The sequence below is a fragment of the Erythrobacter donghaensis genome (genome assembly GCF_001557325.1).
Classification (GTDB): Bacteria; Pseudomonadota; Alphaproteobacteria; order Sphingomonadales; family Sphingomonadaceae; genus Erythrobacter; species Erythrobacter donghaensis_B.
Genome location: NZ_LSJS01000137.1, coordinates 21,261 through 40,074, shown reverse-complemented (window position 1 = coordinate 40,074; position 18,814 = coordinate 21,261). Strand labels below are relative to the sequence as shown.

Below are 18,814 nucleotides of genomic sequence, written 5' to 3'. Positions count from 1 at the left end.
GTCACTGCCCCCCGGTGGTGGGAGCCGCAGCCCCGCCGCCGCCGTAGATCGAGCTGTCGCCCCCGCTTGCGACCGGATCGTCGAGCAGCGGGTCTTCGCTGATCAGCGGCGCATCGGGCCGTTCGGGAAAATCGATCCCGAAGCGCTCTTCGTCTTCACCCGCGACCGGCGGCGGGGTGTCGTCGATCACCAGCGGCGGTTCGAAGCTGGTCGGGTTGTTGATGTCGGGCGAAACCGGCGGCGGGGTGATGGTGAAGGTGCCCGGCACGAAGGTGAGCGTGTAGTTGGCGCTCGCCGAGAGCGTGCCCTGACGGATCGCGAAGCTGGCGATGGTCTCGCCCGGATCGCGCACGAGACTGCCGCTGAGCAGGTCGCCGTTGACGAGATCGCCGGCGATGATGCTGAAGGTCAGCACGGGATCGGCAAGACCGAGCGGCTTCGACAGGTTGTTCGCTGCCACGGTGAGCGGGCGCGGAGTGATGGTGAGCACGCCGGGGGTGAAGGTCACGGCGTAATTGCCGCCTGCCGACAGCGTGCCGAGTGTGATCGCCGAGGTGCCGACCCCCGCCGTCACGCCCGCCGCCGCCAGTGCGCCGCTCAGCTGGTCGCCATTGACGAGGCCAAGCCCGCCGATGCTGAAGGTCAGCGCCGGATTGGCGTTGCCGTAGACCCGCGTGAAGCTGTCGGCGGTGATGGTGATCGGGCGCGCGGTGACGGTGATCGCCCCGGCATTGTAGGTCACCGCGTAATTGGCGCCTGCGGTCAGGCTGCCCTGGGTGATCGCATAGGCGCCGACGCCGCTCGTCAGGCCGGCGGTGGTGGCGAGCGCGCCGCTCAGCTGGTCGCCGTTGACGAGGCCCAGCCCGCCGAGCGCGAAGGTCAGCCCCGGGTTGGCATTGCCGTAGATCCGCGAGAAGCTGTCCGCGGTGATCGTGATCGGGCGCGGGGTGACCGTCAGCTGCCCGTCGACGAAGGTCACCGCGTAATTGGCGCTCGCCGCGAGCGAGCCCTGGGTGATGGCGTAGTTGCCCACGCCGCTGGTCAGCCCGGCGGTGGTGGCCAGCACGCCCGTCAGCTGGTCGCCGTTGACGAGGCCCTGCCCGCCCACCACGAAGGTCAGCGCCGGGTTGGCGTTGCCGTAGATCCGCGAGAAGCTGTTCGCGGTGATCGTGATCGGGCGCGGGGTGACGGTGAGGACGCCGGGCGCAAAGCTGAACTGGTAGCCTTGCGCGCTCAGCAGCGAGCCGAGCGAGGCGTTGACCGCATATTGGCCGATCGGCGAGGTACCGTCCGCCAGTGTCGCAAACTGCGCCGCGCCGGTGATGTCGGCGATGCTGTCCCCGGTCAGGAAGCCGGTGATGGTGGTGGTGAAGGCCGGGTTGGCGCTGCCGTAGAAGCGCGCGATGTCATCGACGGTGACGGTCAGCACCGGCGTGATGCGGAACGCGGCGAAATTGCCGCCCGGGTTGAGCGCATCATAGGCCGTTTCGGTCAGCACGTTGTAGCGCCGCGCGAAATTGCCCGGGCTGCCGATCTGCGATCCTGTCGGCGTGGCGGCGAAGATGCCGAAATGCCCGCCCCCGGTAAGGATCAGCCCTGCATCGCCGTGGAGGTTGATCACCTCGCCATTGAGCGAGGCAAGGTCGATCGCCCGTCCGCTGCCCGAAGCGGTCAGCACGCCGTCGGCCAGCACCCTGATGTCGCTCCCCGCGGTCGAGCCGAAATTGCGCGCGACGATCGACGAAGCGGTGACGTTCGCCAGCGTGATCGCGCCGGTCTGGCGCTGCGGATCGCTGAAGCCGTCCTGGAGGACGAAGGAGACAGTGCCGGTGCCGCCGTCGATGCGCGCACCCGTTGCCATGGTGATTTCCGACAGGGGCGGCTGCGGCAGCGGGAACCCGCCGCGGTTGGCGATCAGGCTGATCCCGCCATCGGTGCCCGTGACGTTGCCGTCGAGGAAGATCGAGCGGCCCGCGAGCAGGTCGACGAACTGGCCGCGGATCCCGCCGGTCGCGCCGCTCGCGCTCTGGGTTCCGCCGCCGCTCGGGACGATCCCCTGGATGCGCAGCGTGCCAGCGGTGTCGACCAGGATCGTGGTCGCGACCTGCGCGAGTGCGCTGCTGCCGATGGTCCCGTTGCTGCCATGCTCGATCGTGATGTCGCCGAGGGCGTTCGCGGCCAATTGGCCGGCGACATTGAGATTGCCGCCGACCGCACTGATGCGCGATGCGAGCGTGTCGGGAACCAGCAGGGTGCCGTTCGCCCTTGCGAAGAATTCATTGAGATTGACGTTGCCGCCCGCAAGGTCGACGTCGAAGCGGCCCGCGAAGTCGGCAAGGGTGAACACGCTGGCGCCGAACCCGTCGGCGGTGACGAACAGAGTGCCCGCATTGATGCTGGATGCACCGCCCGAGCCCATCCTGAGGGCAGAGAAGCCGCCGGTGGAGGAGCCGCCTTGTCCCGATCCGGCCGAGCCGGACACGGTGATGATCGCGGCCGTCAGGCCGGCGCCATCATCGAGCGCGAGCAAGGCCTCGCCGCCGCTCGCCGCGCCGCTGATCTGTCCGGATTCGCCGAGCGCGCTGCCTTCGGCGCTGACCCGCAGCTGCGCAGTGTCGAGCGTCGCCCCGAACAGCCGGAGCGCGGCCCGGCCGCCCGCGCCGTTGCCGAGGTTGAAGCCCCGTCCGGCGAATCCCTCCGCGCGGATCTGCGCGCTGTCGGTTCCGGTCGCAGTGACGGGCTGGACGCTCAGCGCGGCGTTGCTGAGCACCACGTCGGCAGTCCCGCCCCGTCCCTCGCCCCCGAGGCCGCCGATCTCGGTTCCCCCGTCGCCGCCGACCGCGTCGGCCGCGACCACGAGCTCCGACAGGAACACGGTGGCGCCATCGATGGTCACGCGCGCCAGGCCGGAGGCTGCATTGCCGCCTGCGCCATCGGAGGACGTGGTGCTGCCCCCGGTCGCGCGCGAGATCACCCGCAGGATGCCCTGATTGATATCGGAGTTGAGCAAACTGAAGCCTGCCGAGCCCGAGAAGGCATCGCCGCCCGTCACGCCCGCGCCGCCGGTGGCGGCGCTCTCCAGCGCGATGCCGCCAAGACCCTGCCCGTCGAGGTTGACGACGATGGTGGAATCCGTGGCCGAGAAGTCGACCGACCCGCCTTCGCCCGCGCTGAACGAATCGCCGCCGCGCTGACCATTGCCACCCGTGGCAGTGTCGCTCAGGCCCAGCACGCCGGTCACGGTCAGTGTGGCGTTGTTCAGGCGCACCACGTTGTTGCCGCCCAGCGCATTACCGCCGTTGCCGGTGCCGGATCCGTCACCGCCGAGCGCACCCGTGCGGGCGCTGGATTGGCCAAGCGTGAGCGAACCGCCATCCTGCACGGTCATGGAATGACGCCCCCCGGACGCCGAGCCTCCCTGCGTGTTCACCCCCGGATCGATCCCCGAACCGCCGAAGCCGAGGGCCTGCAGATCGACATCGCCCGCCGTGATGCTCGACCCGGCACCATCGACCACGATCGACAGCAGGCCGCCGAAGCCGCTGCCGCCGATGCCGCCCTCGAAGCTCGAGCCGCCGCCGGTGCCATTGGCGAGCACGATCAACGCATCGGCCGCACGGGCCGGATCGGCGAGGATATCGACCGGCAGGTTCACCACCCCGCCGAGCGCCGCGGACACGAGGATCGTGCCGCCCCGACCGAGGCCGCCGATCCCGTCGCCGCCGCTGGTCTGTTCGCCGAAACCGCCGGCATTGAGGATCGCCGCGCCGCCGGGCGAATCCGATGCGGAGTCTGCGGGCACGTTGCGCGCGATGGTGATCCGGCTGCCCGTGCCGGTGGAGATCAGTTCGACCAGGCCGCCCGTGCCGTTGCCGCCCTCGTGGGCCTGCGCGAAGCCGCCGCGTCCGATCGCGGTGAGCTGAACCGAACCGAAGGTCTTGGTTGCGCCCGCGGCCGAGCGGATCCATGCGTGACCGCCCTGGCCATCGCCCGCGGCAAAGGCACCTTCGCTGTCTCCGCCCTGGCCGTTGGCGAACAGCGCGGTGTGTCCGGTGACGTTGAGGACGCCCGGCCCGCCGACCCCGACCTGGCCGATATAGGCCTCGCCGCCGAGGCCGTTCCCGCCCGCGCCGCCCAGAGAGCCTCCGCCCGAGCCGTCAGCCTCGATCAGCAGGTCGCCGTTGATCGTGATCGTGGTGCCGTCGATCTCCATTTCGGCCACCCCGCCGACCCCCTCGCCGCCGGTGTCGAGGGTCGAGAAGCCTCCGAAGCCGGTGGAACGGATGCCAAGGCCGCTGGTGACCAGGGTCCCGCCAAGGCTGCCGAGCACTTCGGCCTGTCCGCCGCGTCCGATCCCGCCGGCCCTGCCCGACCCGCCGGAGCCGGAGGCGCTGAGCTCGATCGTGGTCGCGGTGACATCGCCGGCACGCAGCGACAGAAGCGCGGTGCCGCCCGAGCCTTCTCCGCCGTTGCCGGTCGCGAAGTCGAAGGTCAGCCCGCCGCTGCCGCCGAATGCGTCGGCGCTGGCAAAGACGCTGCCGAAGCTCGCCCGGCCCTGTCCGAGCGAGCCGTTCTGGCCGAGCAGCGCGAGACCGACCTCCACCAGCCCGCCGATCGCATTGCCGCCTGCGCCGCCATCGAGGGTGGAATCGCCGAAGCCGCCGAATCCGCCGCTGGCGCTTGCTGAAACGGATGCGCTGCCGGCGACGCTGATGGTGCCATTATCCCCTCCCGCCCGCAGGAAAGCGCCGCTGATGGAGGCGGGGTCGGCCTGGTTGGGAACCGCCGCCGCGCCGCCGAAGGCATCGCCGCCGCGCCCGGCGGGCGTGTTGGTCTGGATGAAAGCCCCGCCCCCGCTGCCCCCGGTGGCGTCGGCCACCAGCGTGGCATCCCCGCCGATGGTGAGGCGCGCGGTCTGGGTCAGCGTGCCGCCCGCCTCGAAGATGGAGCTGCCGCCGCGCGCAAGCCCGCCGTTGCCGCCGAAACCCGCGCTGGCCGAGCCGCCCTGCGCCTGGCTCCCGGCAAAGGCGCTCAAGGCGATGTCGATCCGGCCGACATTGACGATCGCCCCCGCAATCCCCCCGAAGGCGTCGCCGCCGGTCTGCCCGTCGCCGCCGGCGGCGAAGCTGTCGGCGTCGAACTCGCCGGCAACGGTGATCGTCCCGCCATTGAGCACCAGTGCCGAGGCCCGCCCGCCGCGTGCCTCGCCGCCGATGCCACCCGCATTGGTGCCGCCCCGCGCCGTGGCGTCGAGCACCAGGTCGCTGCCGAACTCGATCAGCCCGCTTTCCTGCACGCTGACAGTCGCCTCGCCCGCATCGGCAATCGCGCCCGCGCCCGCGGCATTGACCGAACGCGACGTGGCCCCCGCGCCGACGAAGGCCGGGCCGGCCACGGTGATCGTCCCGCCGCCGTCAAACAGCGAGATGCGGGCCGTGCCGCCATAGGCATCGGAGACGGTCGAGGGGCCGGACAGCGAGCCTTCGGCGCCCAGCGCGTTGGCGAACACCGCGAGGTCCTGGCCCACGCTGACCACGCCGCCCGCCCGCGCGCGCACCTCGGCCGATCCGCCGCGCGCCTCGGCCCCGGTGATGATGCCCGGGAAATTGGTGCCCGACGCCGAAGCGCTGACACTGGTTTCGCCGGTAATTTCGATGCTGCCGCCATTGGCGCTGATCGCCGCGCTGCCGCCGCGCGCGGTGCCGGCGATGCGGCCGATGGTGTCGGCCCCGCCGAAGGCATCGGCCTGCACGAAAGCCGCACCGGCCACGGTGATCGCGCTCCCGGCATTGGCCTCGATCAGCGCAGTGCCGGCGGCCGCATTGATCACGTCGAGCGATTGCAGGCCCGAGCCGGTCACCCCGTAATCGCGCGCATCGACCAGCACGTCGCCCGAGATCGTCAGATCATTGCCCCCTGCCGCGGTCAGCGAGGCGCTCTCGCGCCCGACCAGCAGCAGGTTGCCGGCAAAGCTGCTGTCCGCGCCGAGAGCCGATGCACTCACGCGGTGCGTGCCGATCGCGAGAAGGCTGCTGCTGACCGCGGCATCGGTGATGGCGATGTCGGCGCGGACGTTGGAGAGTTCGCTGTTGCCGTTGAACCGGGCGTCGATCCCCTCGCTGATCGAGCTGCCGTCGACGATGCGGCCGGACACGTTGTAATTGGCCGCAAGGATGATCTCGCCGTTGACGATCCCCGCGCTCTGCGCCGGATCGAAGCCGAGATTGCCGCGCAGCAGCATCGAGATCGGATCCTGCGATGCGCGCGCGACCGCATAGATCAGATGATTGTCGTTGATCGCGCCCGTGCTCGAGGGGCCGCCGACGGTGCCGTCGATGGTCACCACCTCGCCCGCCGCCGCGGTGCCGACCGGCACCTGGATGTTGAACAGCCCGTTGTTGAAGCTGAGGTTGACCAGCTCGCCTGCGACATAGGCGTGGCTGCCGTTGACCCGCGCGACCCCGCGCATCTCGACATCGGCGGCGACGACCGCGAAGAAGGCGTTTTCGGGCGTGGCGAGGATCTGCGCACCGGGCGCAATGCTGATCCGCGCGGTCGATCCGGCTGCGCCCTGCAGCTGGAGGCCGAAGCCGGACTGGGCGAAACTCTCGAAATTCGCCGGAGTCGTGTCGAGCGTCGTCAGCAGCAGCTGTCCGACATCGAAGCTCGCCGTGCTGCCGATCAGAATGCCGGTGGGCGAATAAAAGGCGACGAACCCGCCGGGCGCGGAAGTGCCGCTGAACTGGACAATCCGCGAGATGACGCTGCCGTTGATGACCGCCACATTGCCGTTGGTGGAGGGCAGGATGCGGTTGAGCACCGCGAAATTGGAAACGAACGAGGCGCCGGAATCATTCTCGTAAATGGCAGAGGCGCCGGCCGGCAGGAAATCGAGTGCGTTGCCGGCCGCATCCTCCTGCGGTGTCCAGTCGATCGCGGTGGTCGGCGTCGACACGGAAACCCTGGTCTGCCCCGGCACCGCGTTGTTGATCGTGGCATTGCCGAAGGTGACGTTGCCGCTTGCCTGGATACCCTGCGCCGCTGCCGGTGCCGGACCAAGGGCAAGGCCGAGCGCCAGCGCGGCGCAGCCGCAGCCGATCATCAGGGAGGTGCGCTTTGCGGTGGCTTGGCTCATCTCGAAAATCTCCACGGGAACAGGCGGGCGGTGAGCGAGAACAGGAAACGGACATCGCCCCTGCGCTGGGCAAGGTCGGGGGTTTCAAGCGGCACGGCGACGACCAGATCGCTCTGGATGCCGCGGCCCCAGGACAGGCGCACGCCGCCTCCGGCCGACCACAGCTTGTCGGGGTTGGTGCCGACGCGGCTCGGATCCTCGTTCCAGACCACGGCGAAGTCGGTGAAGACATAGGGCTGCCATGCCACGCCCTCGGCGGTCTCGGGGCTCATCGAGCCGTAACGCAGTTCGAAGGCGTTGAGGATGCCGCTGTCGCCGAGCACCGCGCCCGGATCATAACCGCGCCCGATCGAGAAGGAGCCGGCGGCGAGTTCCTCGAAGGCGGGCAGCGCGTCGCCGGTGACCTGCGCCTGCGTGGCGAGCGCCAGCGTCCACTCGGGCACCGGGCGGTATTCGAGGCCGGTGTTGAGGCGCAGCACCAGCGGGGTCGGATCGGCCTCGATCCGGCTCGGGGCGGCCATGCCGCCGGCGAGGCAGGCGAGCGGGTTGGCGCGGCAATCGGGGCTCGCCGAAAGAACGTCGAGCCCTTGGCGCAGCTCCGCCCCGTAGCGCAGGCGCAAGCGCGGCTCGAAGGCCGAGTAGCCGCCCGCGCGCACCACCGAGCCCTGGTCGATCAGCTCGCCCGACAGGCGCACATAGGCCATCCGCACCCGGTCGCGCGTCAGGCCGAAGCCGTTCAACGAAACGTCCTGGTCGACGAAGTCGAACCCGGCATCGGCATAGAGGCTGCTCGCCCGGGTGCGCAGCAGCGGATAGCTGGCAAAGACGCTGGCGAAGATCGTGTCGGATTCGACGTTGAACCCGGCGATCCCGGTCGCGGGGTTGGTGTTGCTCCAGGTGAACTGGCCGCCGAGCCGCAGCCCCTCGCTGCCGACGCGGAAATCGTGGCCGACCTGGACGGTGTGCTGCTCTTCGAAATCGAGCGTGGAGAACAGCGCCAGCGAGGTGCGGTCGCCCAGCCCGGTGACATCGTAGATCTCGCCCCGCAGCACTCCGCCGTAGCGCCCGATCGCGCGCGAGGCGAGGTTCTGGATGTTGAGATCGACCATCGCGCGCTGGCGCAGCACCGCGACCTCGCCGACCAGATCGCCGGGCGCGCCGCCCGCGGCCGGACGCAGCGACAGGCGCACGTCGAGCCCGGGCAGGTCGTCGGCGAGCAGCAGATAGCGCTCGGCGCGGTTGATGTTGAACACCTCTTCAGCGGTGAGCTTCTCGAGATAGCGGGCGACCAGCGCCTCCGAGGCCCCGGCCTCGCCGCGCACGCGGACCGAGGTGAGGCGGCCGAACACGACCTTGAAATCGGGGGTGCCGTCGGCGAGGCTCTGTTCGGGGATCTCGACCGTGGCGAGATAGCCGTCGCGGCGCAGGATGGCGTTGGCCTCGGCGCGGATGTCGCACAGCACCGAGACCGGCAGCTCGCGCCCGACATAATCGGCATAGGCGCGCTCGAGCGAGAGGCCGGGCACCCGGGCGAGGCCGTCGAATGCGGCGCCTTTCACGGTGAACCTGATCCCGGCGAATTCCTGCCGGTCGAGCGCGCAGGGAGCGCGTTCGAAATCGCCGTCGACCGTCAGTGTCGTGGCGCGTTGCGGCGAGCGCTGGTCAGGGGGCACCAGATCGCTGCGGTTGGGCGGGGTGATGGCAGGCGCAGGGCCCGCCTGAGCCAGCGCGGGCACAGGCAAAAGGCACAGCGCGCCCGCCGCGAGCGGCGCCGCGATCGCGGCTGGGCTGGCGAACGAGCGCAGATTCACGCGCGGCCGGCTGATGCGAGAATGCGACAAGGTCCCCCCCAAAATGCAGCGGCACGCCTTCGCCCGGCCGCCGCGCCTGCGGCGGGTCTCGTGCGACGGCCTGACCCCGATAGACGTTCGCCATTTGACACCCCTCAGTGTCAATCCCGCGAACGGCGACCCCTTTTCCGATGCATAGCTACTAGGGCTTGCGACAAAGGCAAGCGCGCAGCGGCGCCATCGCGGCCGCAGCGGCAAGATTGTCGCGTTTGGACAACAATGCGAGCGGTATCATCCGCCGCACGGGAGTTCCTCGCGCCGCGAAGGCCCCGGAATCAGCTTCCCGCCGCGAGCATCACCTTGGCCGAAGCGCCCGACAGCGCGCCCGGTTCGGCGGGCAGCTTGGCCGGGCGGGCGGCGCCGGGATAGGCCTTGCTTAACAGAGCAAGCGCCTCGGCGATGGCCGCGTGGAGCGCGGGGTTCTCGGCCTTGATTGCCGCGCCCGAGGCGGCGAAGCTGCCCGCCGCCACGCGGGCGAAGCCGTAGCCGTCGAGATAGGGCTCGTAGGCGTCGTTCGTGGGCAGCTGGCGATACATCGCGCTCGCGCGCTCGATCATGTCGGCGATCACCCCGGCCTGAACCTTCGCCGCGCTGGCATCGCTCTTGGGCGCCTTGGCCGCAGCGGCGCGCAGCGCGGCGATGATCGCGTCATAGGCCTTGTTCACCTCGGCGACCGGCTTGCCCGCGAGCGCCGCATCCGAGGCCGCCGAGAACAGCGGCTTCATGTCCTTGACGCCCAGCGCGGTGAAGGCGGGGTCCATGTCTAGCAGCACCTCGCTTACCGGATGCGCGAACATCTCGCCTGCCGCTTCCTTCTTGCCCGCCGCATAGGCATCGCGCGCGGCGACGACATGCGCCTCGGCGACCGCGAGCGCGATGCCGTAGGCGACCGGGTCCTTCGCCGCATCGGCGACCGCGACGCCGCCTTCGCCTTCACCGCCTGGCGCAGCGGCCTCGCCCTCGCCCGCGCCGCTCCCACCTTCGCCTTCGCCTTCGCCGGCGGTGGCGGCAGTGCCAGGAGCTCCCGCCTCGCCCGCCGCGCCCTCTCCGCCTGCCTCGCCCCCGCAGGCGGCCAGCAACCCGCCTGCAAGCGCGGTGCCGAGGCCAAGCTGAGTCCAGAGTTTGAGCGTGCTGTTCATGGGAGGGGGTGCGTCCTTGGCGTGTGATGAAATCCAGCCTGCGTCATGGCCGAACTGATAATCACTCGCAAGAGCCGTTTTGCAGGAAAACCTCGCCCGTGCGAACCCGAAGTCGCCTGCCGAGCGCGATGTGCGGTTCGTCGATGGGGCACAATGCCCCTTTTCAGCCCCGCGCGCTTTGCCCTAACACGCGCCTCTTGCGCCCAAGCGGGCGCCATCCATTCGTGAGAGAGGTTTGCCGCACATGAAGACGATCCTGCGCGCCGGGGCCAGCGCCCTGCTGCTCGCCGCCCCCGCTATCGCCACCGCCGACGAGGGCATGTGGCTGCCGAGCCAGACCGGTGCCATCGCCGAGGAGATGAAGGCCGCCGGCCTCGAGCTCGACGCGAAGACTCTCGGCGACCTGCAACGCCCGCCGCTCACCGCGATCGCCTCGCTGGGCGGGTGTTCGGCCGCCTTCCTCTCGCCGCAGGGTCTGGTTGCGACCAACCACCACTGCGTTGCCGGATCGCTCCAGTACAACTCCTCGCCCGAGAATGACTATCTGACCGACGGCTTCCTCGCCAAGACCCTCGCCGACGAGCTTCCCGCCGCACCGGGCAGCCGGATCTACGTGATCGAGGATCTGCGCGATGTCACCGCCGCGATGCTCAAGGGCGCCGACAAGCTCGAGGGCCGCGCGCGCTATGACCGGCTTCAGGCCAACCGCACCGCGCTGATCGAAGCGTGCGAGAAGCAGGCCAACCGCCGCTGCGACGTGCGCGCCTATTTCGGCGGCGCGCAGTACTGGCTCCAGCAGCAGCTTGAGATCCAGGACGTGCGGCTGGTCTATGCGCCCGCTGGCGGCGTGGGCAATTTCGGCGGCGAGAAGGACAACTGGCAGTGGCCGCGCCACACCGGGGACTTCTCGTTCTACCGCGCCTACGTGGCGCCCGACGGCTCCTCGGCTGCCTTCAGCAAGGACAACGTGCCCTTCAAGCCCAAGGCATGGCTGCCGATCGCCAAGGAAGGCGTCAAGGAAGGCGACTTCGTGATGGTCGCGGGCTTCCCCGGCACCACCGAGCGCCTGCGCACGGCTGACGAGGCGCGCTTCTATTACGAGGAGCTCTACCCCTACCAGCAGCGCATGCTCGCCGAATATGGCGACAGCATCGATGCGCTGACCGCGGGCAACCAGGCCGCGACCATCGCCTATGCGGCGACGCTTCAGGGCGTGGAGAACTACGAGAAGAAGATCGCGGGCCAGCTTGCGGGCGCCGATGCAATCTCGCTGACCCAGAAGAAGGCTGCCGAGGAAGCGGCGTTCCGCGCGTGGATCAAGGCCGATCCGGCGCGCGAGGCGCAATACGGCGCGGCTCTGGCCGAGCTCGACAGGCTGGTGGCCGAAACCAACGCCGCATCGCTCGCCGATGCCAAGCGCGGGCTGCTCGGACGCGGCCAGCTCTACGGCGCGGCGCGCACGCTCTATCGCTGGGCGAACGAGCAGGCCAAGCCCGACAAGGACCGCGAACCCGGCTTCCAGGCGCGCGACAAGGCCCTCATGACGCAGCGCATGCAGGTGATCGAGCGCCGTTATGTAGAGGCGATCGACCAGCAGCTCTTCGCCGACGCGATTGCCGAGTATCGCACCTTGCCTGCCGACCAGCGCGTCAAGAGCTTCGATGCCTTCCTCGAAGGCAAGGATCTCGCCGCGCTCTATGCCGGCAGCGAGCTTGGCACCACCGCCAAGCGCTTGGAGTGGATGGGCAAGACCCCGGCCGACTTCAAGGCCTCGAGCGATCCCTTCATCCAGCTCGCGGTGGCGACCTATGACGAGGCGATGGCGGCCGAGGCTGCCGACAAGGAGCGCGCGGGCCGCGTCCAGAAGGCGCGTTCGCAGGTGATGGCCGCGCGGCTCGCCTATGCGGCCTCGCAGGGCAAGACCATGTACCCCGACGCCAACGGCTCGCTGCGCTTCACCTATGGCAAGGTCACCGGCAAGACGGTCGACGGGCAGGTCTGGACTGCCTTCACCACCGCCGAGGGGCTGCTCGCCAAGCACACCGGGCGCGGCGAGTTCGATGCGCCCGACAAGATGATCGAGCTGATCAAGGCCAAGGACTACGGCAGCTACACCGCGCCCGCGCTCGGCACCCTGCCGGTCGACTTCATGTCGACGGTCGACATCACCAACGGCAACTCGGGCTCCTCGACGCTGAATGCGCGCGGCGAGTTCGTCGGCCTCGCCTTCGACGGCACGATCGAGGGCGTGGTCAGCGACTGGATGTATGATCCCAAGATCAACCGCACGATCCACGTCGACAGCCGCTTCATGCTGTGGACGATGGACAAGGTCGACGGCGCGCAGCGCCTGCTCGGGGAAATGGGCGTCAAGTAAGACCCCCGATTTTGAATAAGTATGCGGCGCGTGGGATTCCCGCGCGCCGCCTGCTAATGCTCGCCGTGTCAGGATTTGCTGGCGGGGAGAGAGCTATGCGCGAAGTGGTGGTGGTCGATATCGGCGGGACGCATGCCCGCTTTGCCATTGCCTCGATCGGAGCGGACGGCACGATCAGCCTCGACGAGCCGGAAACGCTCCACACCGCCGATCACGCCAGCTTCCAGACCGCGTGGGAGGCCTTCCGCAAGCGCAAGGGCGGCACGCTTCCGGCTGCGGTGAGCATCGCGGTGGCCGGCCCGGTCGGCAGCCCCGGCAAGCCCAATCCGGTGATCCGCTTCACCAACAACCCCTGGATCATCCGCCCCGCGCTGATCCCCGAGAAGCTTGGCGCGGGCCAGTACACCATCGTCAATGATTTTGCCGCGGTCGCCCATGCGGTCGCGCTCGCGGACGACAGCCAATTCCTGCACCTTGCCGGCCCCGATGTGCCGCTGGGGCGCGAGGGCACGATCTCGGTGCTCGGGCCGGGGACGGGGCTTGGGGTCGCACATCTCTACCGTTCGGGGAGCCATTACCGGGTGCAGGCGACCGAGGGCGGACACATCGACTTTGCCCCCTTGGACAGCATCGAGGACGCCATCCTCGCCCGGTTGCGCCAGCGGCACCTGCGTGTCTCGGTCGAGCGGGTGGTGGCCGGGCCGGGGATCGTCGACATCTATCAGGCGCTCGCCGCGCTCGAGCACCGCACCGAGCCCGAGCGCGATGCGATCGAGATCTGGAACCTCGGCACCAGCGGCGAGGACAGCCTCGCTGCCGCCGCCGTGGACCGGTTCTGCCTCTCGCTCGGCTCGGTCGCGGGCGATCTGGCGCTGGCACAGGGCGGCTTTGCGGGCGTGGTGATCGCCGGCGGCCTCGGCTACCGCATCCGCGATACGCTGCTCGCCTCGGGCTTCGCCGCGCGCTTCAAGGCCAAGGGGCGGTTCGAGAGCCTGATGGCGGGGATCCCGGTCAAGCTCATCATCCACCCGCAGCCCGGCCTGTTCGGCGCGGCTGCGGCCTTCGCCTCCGAGCACGGAGAGGCGGCATGACCTCGCTCGCGGCGCTCGAGGCGCGGCTGGGCGAGTTGCACCAGCGCACGCGGGAGACCCCGCTGTTCAACCCGGTCTTCCAGCTCTCGCTCGATCTGTCGCGGGCAATCGAGGCGGGCGAGACCAGCCTCGATGATGTCGCAGCCCTGGTCGCCGAGCTGGAGTGCGACGGGCTGAAGGCGCGCGCGCGCAAGCTGCGCACCCTGCTCGCGCCGCCCGCAGCCGCCCCTGCACAGGATGCGGAGGACTTCGCCGCCTTTGCCGCGCGCTGGGAGAACCCGCAGCTCCACGCTGTCTTCACGGCCCACCCGACCTTCCTCTTGAGCCCGGCGCAGTCCGAGGCGGTGGCGATGGCGGCATCGGCGACCGAGGAAGTCGACGACACCGTCTGCGCCGTCCCCGCGACCCGCACCGCGGTGACGCTCGAGCACGAGCACCGGGCCGCGATGGACGCCATGGCCCGCGCGCAGGACGCGCGCGACGTGATCGTCGCCCGCCTGCTGGGCGAGGCCCGCCGATGCTGGCCGCAGGAATGGCGCGGCTTGCGGCCGCTCCCCTTCCGCTTCGCCAGCTGGGTCGGCTACGACATGGACGGGCGCACCGATATCGGCTGGCGCACCTCGATCGCCTTCCGCTTGCAGGAAAAGGCCGAGCGCCTCGCGCGCTACACCGCTTCGCTGGAAGCGCTCGACGCAGGCCACCCGCTGCTCGCGACCCTCAAGCCCGCCGCCGCCTTCGCCGCCGCGCGCGCCGATGACTTCGCGGGCGACCTCTCCAGCGCCGAGGCACTCGCCGAAGCCGCCAACCGGCTGACCACGCACAGCCCCGACAACCTGCTGTCACTGACCCCGCTCATCGCCGCGCTGGAAGGCGAAGCGACAAGCGCGCCCGAAGAACGCGCCATCGCCCTGCTGACGCTGGCGGCGGCGATGCGCGCGGACGGGCTCGGCATGGGCTGGATCCACTTCCGGGTGAACGCCAAGCAGCTCCACAACGCCGTTCGCCGCCGGCTCGGCGGGGATGACGAGGGGATCGACCTCGCCAGCAAGGGCGCCATCGCGACGCTGCGCCGGATGGTCGAGGAAGCCGCGCCGCTCAGGACCAATTTCGCCGCGCTCGCCACCGAAAGCTCGACCGCGATCCGCCAGTTCCTCGCCATGGCGCAGATCGTCAAGCACATCGACGCCGACGCCCCGATCCGCATGCTGGTGGCCGAGTGCGAACAGCCCGCCACGGTGCTGGCCGCGCTCTATTTCGCCAAGCTGTTCGGGGTGGAAGACAAGGTCGATGTCTCGCCGCTGTTCGAGACCGAGACTGCGCTGGAACACGGCGGCCGCTTCCTCGACGCGCTGCTCGCCGAGCCCGCCTACCGCGCCTATGCCCGCGCGCGGGGCCGCGTGGCGGTGCAGACCGGGTTCTCGGACGCAGGCCGCTTCGTCGGGCAGGTGCCCGCCGCGCTCGCGATCGAGCGGTTGCAGGGGCGCCTGGCCGAGGCGATGGCGGCCAACGGCCTCTCCGATATCGCCGCGCTGGTGTTCAACACCCACGGCGAGAGCATGGGGCGCGGCGCGCATCCCGCAAGCTTCGCCGACCGCCTCGAATGGCCGCTCTCCCCCTGGGCGCGGCGGCGGTTTGCGCGCGCGGGCATCCGGCTGGAGCCCGAGGTCAGCTTCCAGGGCGGCGACGGCTACCTGTTCTTCGCGACGCCCGAGCTGGCGCTCGCGACGCTCTCGCGGATTGCCGAACTGCGCCCCGCCGAGGCAGACCTCGCCGCGCCTGCCGACCCCTTCTACCACCGCACCGATCTCAGCCTCGATTTCTACCGCGCGGTCAAGGAGCATCAGGGCGATCACTTGGCGAGCCGCACCTATGCCCGCGCGGTGACGGCCTTCGGGCTGGGGCTATTGAAGCCCACCGGCAGCCGCGTCTCGCGCCGCCAGAGCGACATAAACGCCGACCGCGAGATGAGCCTGCGCCAGATCCGCGCGATCCCGCACAACGCGATCCTCCAGCAACTGGGCTATCCGGTGAACGTCATCGCCGGGATCGGCAGCGCGGCCGACGGCAATCGCGAGGAAATCGCCGCGCTGCTCACCGAATCCCCGCGCGGGCGCCAGATCCTGCGGCTGGTGCGCGCGGCAAACGCACTCGCCAGCATCAAGACCGTCGCGGCCTATGGCGAGCTGTTCAACTCGGCCTATTGGGCGAGCCGCACCTATCGCGGGACCGAGGATCACCTCGCAGGCAGCTGCGCCGCATTGGCCGAATATCTGGTGGGCGACGACCGGACGGGGGTGTTCCGCCGCCTCGCCTCGCGCCTCCGGATCGACGCCCTGAAGTTTCACCGTCTGCTTGACCTGCTGCCCGGCGAAAGGCCGGACGAGGCGCGCGAGCATGTGCGCCGCCGGATCGGCGTGCTCCAGGCGCTGCGCCTCGCGCTGCTCCAGCACATGTTCCTCAAGGTCGTCGCCGTCCCCGCCTTCAGCCGCGCCAACGACATCAGCCGCCGCGACGTGATCGACATGGTGCTGACCCTGCGGATCGACGAGGCCCTCGCGCAGTTGCGGCGCGCCTTCCCGGTGCGCGTGCCCGGCCCGCGCGACTTCCCGCTCGACGAGCCCTCCGACTACCCCGACGGCGGCGAGGAGGGCTACGGGTCGATCGAGCGCGACTTCATGACGCCGATCGCGAAGGCGCAGGAATTGTCGCTGCGGATTTCAACCGCGATCGCCAATGAATTCGGCGCGCATGGTTGATTGAAGGTCGCCCTGCCTTCTCCCCTCCCTTGAGGGAGGGGTCGGGGGTGGGTGCTCCACGTTAGATCGAGGGCGGTGCCCCCACCCTTCCCAAAAGTGGGCATTGTCGCCGCGCCCCCTCGGGGTCGATAGCGGCTCCCGACAAGGGAGAGAGCAATGTTCACAGGGCCCCTCGAGGATCGCGTGGCGATCCAGGAGTTGAACGGCACCTATGCCGATGGCGTGGTGCGGATCGATGCGGACACATGGGCGAGCGTCTGGGCCGAGGATGCCCATTGGGATCTGATGGGGCACCAGACCGAGGGCAAGGACGCGATCGTCGCCTTCTGGAACGGGGCGATGAGCGGGCTCGAGGCGGTGAGCTTCCACTGCGTACCCTGCATGATCGAAGTTACGGGAAAGACGGCGAAATCCCGCGTGCAGACGCAGGAGATCCTGAAGCCCAAGGAGGGCAAGGCGCGCCATGTCGGCGGCCTGTATGAGGACGAGTTGAAGAAGATCGATGGCCGCTGGCTGTTCACCAGCCGCACATTCAAGATCGTCGCCGAATTCGGGGTGGAGGGCTGAGCATGGCCAAGATTCTCATCTCCGCGCAGATCGACCTCGATCCCGCCCAGCGCGACGAGGCCCTGCGCAGCGCCCGCCCGCATATCGCCGCCGCGCTCGCCGAGAAGGGCTGCATCCACTACGACTGGAGCGCCTGTTCGATGAACCCCGCGCGGGTCAACGTGTTCGAGGAGTGGGAAAGCGAGGAAGCCCTCGCCGCCCACTTCCGCGATCCGGCCTACACGGGGATGCGCGATCACATCGGCCAGTTCGGGATCACGGGGGCGGTCAGCCGGAAGTACCGGGTTGACGCGGAGGGGCCCGTCTACAATGCCGAGGGCAATGCGACCGAGGCCTTCGACTGACAGCACCCCCGTGCTTCTGGGCGCGATCCTCGCCGGCGGACAGGCGCGGCGCTTCGGCAGCGACAAGGCGCAGGCGCTCTTCGAGGGCGCGCGGTTGATCGACCGGGTCGCCGCCGCGCTCGCCGCGCAGTGCGCGGGTGTGGTGGTGTGCGGGCGCGAGGAGCCCGGGTTCGCGTGCCTCCCCGATTGGCCCGAGGCGGGGCTCGGCCCGCTCGGCGGGCTGGCGGCGGCGCTGCGCCATGCCGGGGAGAGGGGCTTTGCCCATGTGCTCTCCGCCGGGGTAGATGTGCCCGACCTGCCTTTCGATCTTGCCGTGACGCTGGCGGGCGAGTGCGCGGCGATCGTCGAGAGCCAGCCGGTGGTGGGACTGTGGCCGGTCGCGGCGGGGGCGGCGCTGGAGAGCTTCCTCGCGCAGGGAGGCCGCTCGCTCTACCGCTTCGCCGACCACGTGGCCGCGCGGCGGGTGGAGCTTCCACGTGCGCTGATGAACGTCAACCGGCCGGAGGACCTGCCCCCGGCCTGAGGCGTCACAGCTTCAGCATCTGCTTGCCGCGGTTCTGCCCGGTGAACAGCCGCTGCAGGGTCGCCGGGGCGTTCTCGAAGCCGTGCTGGATGTCCTCCTGATACTTCAGGCTCCCGTCCTTGACGAAGCCCTCGAGCCGCTTGCGGATGCCGGGGAACTCGCTCGCCCAGTCGAGCACGATGAAGCCTGCCATCGTGCCCCGCCGGAAGACGAGGTTGAAGTAGTTCTCGGGCCCCGCGGGCAGCGTCCCGGTCTCGTAGCGGCTGATCCCGCCGCAGATCACCACCCGTGCGCCGGTGGCGATGCAGGCGAGCATGTCGTTCAGGATCTTGCCGCCGACATTGTCGTAGATCACGTCGACCCCGCGAGGGCAGTGCTGCCGGATCTGCTCCTTTACCCCGCCCGCCTTGTAGTCGATCGCGGCGTCGTAGCCCGCTTCCTTGACGAGCCAGTCGCACTTGTCCTGCCCGCCTGCGATGCCGACCACGCGGCACCCGGCGATCCTGGCGAGCTGGCCGACGATGCTCCCCGTCGCGCCCGCTGCGCCACTCACCAGCACGGTGTCGCCCGCCACGGGCCTGCCCACCTTGAACAGCCCGCAATAGGCGGTCAGCCCCGTGGTCCCCAGCACGGAGAGCACCGCGGTGGGCGACAATTCGGTCTCGACCCTGGTCAGCTCCTTGCCGTCGGTGACCAGAAACTCGGTCCAGCCGGTGGTGCCGAACACCATGTCGCCCACCGCGAAGCGCCCGCCATTGCTCGCGACCACCTCGCAGATGCCCGAGCCGCGCATCACGTCGCCGATGTTCATGGGCGCGACGTAATCGGCGATGTTCTCCATCCAGCCCTTCTGCGCCGGATCGAAGCCGAGATAATGCGTCTTCAGCAGCATCTCGCCGGGTGCGGGATCGCGGAGCCGGGTTTCCACCAGCCTGAAATCATTGTCGATCTCGATCCCGCGGCCGCGCGGGTGGCCGTTCAGGAGCCATTGGCGGGTGGTGGTGGGCATCGGTCAGTCTCCCTGCGTTTCCT

Annotated in this window: 10 protein-coding genes; 6 read left to right on the top strand and 4 right to left on the bottom strand. The window is 69.8% G+C overall.

Annotated features, from left to right (window positions below; all coding sequences use genetic code 11):
- Position 1: 1 nt before the first annotated feature.
- The 3 genes from AX692_RS07320 to AX692_RS20070 form a co-directional block, all read right to left on the bottom strand.
- Positions 2-7,135 (bottom strand): MBG domain-containing protein, encoded by a 7,134-nt coding sequence (locus AX692_RS07320; protein WP_073977618.1) that lies wholly within the window; start codon positions 7,133-7,135, stop codon positions 2-4.
- The gene (locus AX692_RS07315) at positions 7,132-8,946 is read right to left on the bottom strand and encodes a ShlB/FhaC/HecB family hemolysin secretion/activation protein (protein ID WP_230959638.1); all 1,815 of its coding nucleotides are present in this window, start codon (positions 8,944-8,946) and stop codon (positions 7,132-7,134) included. Before AX692_RS07315 ends, AX692_RS07320 begins: the two co-directional genes overlap by 4 nt.
- A 314-nt stretch (positions 8,947-9,260) precedes the next feature.
- Positions 9,261-10,124, bottom strand: coding sequence for a hypothetical protein (locus tag AX692_RS20070; RefSeq protein WP_073975739.1), 864 nt, complete (start codon positions 10,122-10,124; stop codon positions 9,261-9,263).
- A 244-nt stretch (positions 10,125-10,368) separates the two neighbouring features.
- Here AX692_RS20070 and AX692_RS07305 point away from each other — a divergent pair, with 244 nt between their 5' ends.
- From AX692_RS07305 to mobA, 6 genes are all read left to right on the top strand, one after another.
- Positions 10,369-12,501, top strand: a complete 2,133-nt coding sequence (locus tag AX692_RS07305) for a S46 family peptidase (protein WP_073975738.1) — start codon at positions 10,369-10,371, stop codon at positions 12,499-12,501.
- A 56-nt stretch (positions 12,502-12,557) separates the two neighbouring features.
- Complete coding sequence (locus AX692_RS07300) at positions 12,558-13,592, top strand: glucokinase (RefSeq protein ID WP_419470595.1); 1,035 nt, start codon at positions 12,558-12,560, stop codon at positions 13,590-13,592.
- A complete protein-coding gene (locus tag AX692_RS07295; RefSeq protein WP_073975736.1) occupies positions 13,589-16,348 on the top strand; it encodes a phosphoenolpyruvate carboxylase in 2,760 nt (919 codons plus the stop codon). The genes AX692_RS07300 and AX692_RS07295 overlap by 4 nt, the downstream gene beginning before the upstream one ends.
- 156 nt (positions 16,349-16,504) lie before the next feature.
- Positions 16,505-16,915 (top strand): nuclear transport factor 2 family protein, encoded by a 411-nt coding sequence (locus AX692_RS07290; RefSeq protein WP_073973427.1) that lies wholly within the window; start codon positions 16,505-16,507, stop codon positions 16,913-16,915.
- Between the two features lie 2 nt (positions 16,916-16,917).
- Positions 16,918-17,259: a putative quinol monooxygenase gene (locus AX692_RS07285; RefSeq protein ID WP_073973428.1), complete on the top strand. Its 342-nt coding sequence runs from the start codon at positions 16,918-16,920 to the stop codon at positions 17,257-17,259.
- Entirely contained in the window at positions 17,237-17,782 is a 546-nt protein-coding gene (gene mobA / locus AX692_RS07280; RefSeq protein WP_073973429.1) for a molybdenum cofactor guanylyltransferase, read from the top strand. The genes AX692_RS07285 and mobA overlap by 23 nt, the downstream gene beginning before the upstream one ends.
- Before the next feature lie 4 nt (positions 17,783-17,786).
- Here mobA and AX692_RS07275 read toward each other — a convergent pair whose 3' ends face one another.
- Positions 17,787-18,791: an NADP-dependent oxidoreductase gene (locus AX692_RS07275; protein ID WP_073973430.1), complete on the bottom strand. Its 1,005-nt coding sequence runs from the start codon at positions 18,789-18,791 to the stop codon at positions 17,787-17,789.
- Positions 18,792-18,814 lie beyond the last annotated feature (23 nt).

Excerpts from the sequence above, each read along its gene's own strand:
- AX692_RS07320 (WP_073977618.1), bottom strand. The coding sequence starts at position 7,135 with ATGAGCCAAGCCACCGCAAAGCGCACCTCCCTGATGATCGGCTGCGGC.
- AX692_RS20070 (WP_073975739.1), bottom strand. The coding sequence starts at position 10,124 with ATGAACAGCACGCTCAAACTCTGGACTCAGCTTGGCCTCGGCACCGCG.
- AX692_RS07305 (WP_073975738.1), top strand. The coding sequence starts at position 10,369 with ATGAAGACGATCCTGCGCGCCGGGGCCAGCGCCCTGCTGCTCGCCGCC.
- AX692_RS07300 (WP_419470595.1), top strand. The coding sequence starts at position 12,558 with ATGCTCGCCGTGTCAGGATTTGCTGGCGGGGAGAGAGCTATGCGCGAA.
- AX692_RS07295 (WP_073975736.1), top strand. The coding sequence starts at position 13,589 with ATGACCTCGCTCGCGGCGCTCGAGGCGCGGCTGGGCGAGTTGCACCAG.
- AX692_RS07290 (WP_073973427.1), top strand. The coding sequence starts at position 16,505 with ATGTTCACAGGGCCCCTCGAGGATCGCGTGGCGATCCAGGAGTTGAAC.
- AX692_RS07285 (WP_073973428.1), top strand. The coding sequence starts at position 16,918 with ATGGCCAAGATTCTCATCTCCGCGCAGATCGACCTCGATCCCGCCCAG.
- mobA (WP_073973429.1), top strand. The coding sequence starts at position 17,237 with ATGCGACCGAGGCCTTCGACTGACAGCACCCCCGTGCTTCTGGGCGCG.
- AX692_RS07275 (WP_073973430.1), bottom strand. The coding sequence starts at position 18,791 with ATGCCCACCACCACCCGCCAATGGCTCCTGAACGGCCACCCGCGCGGC.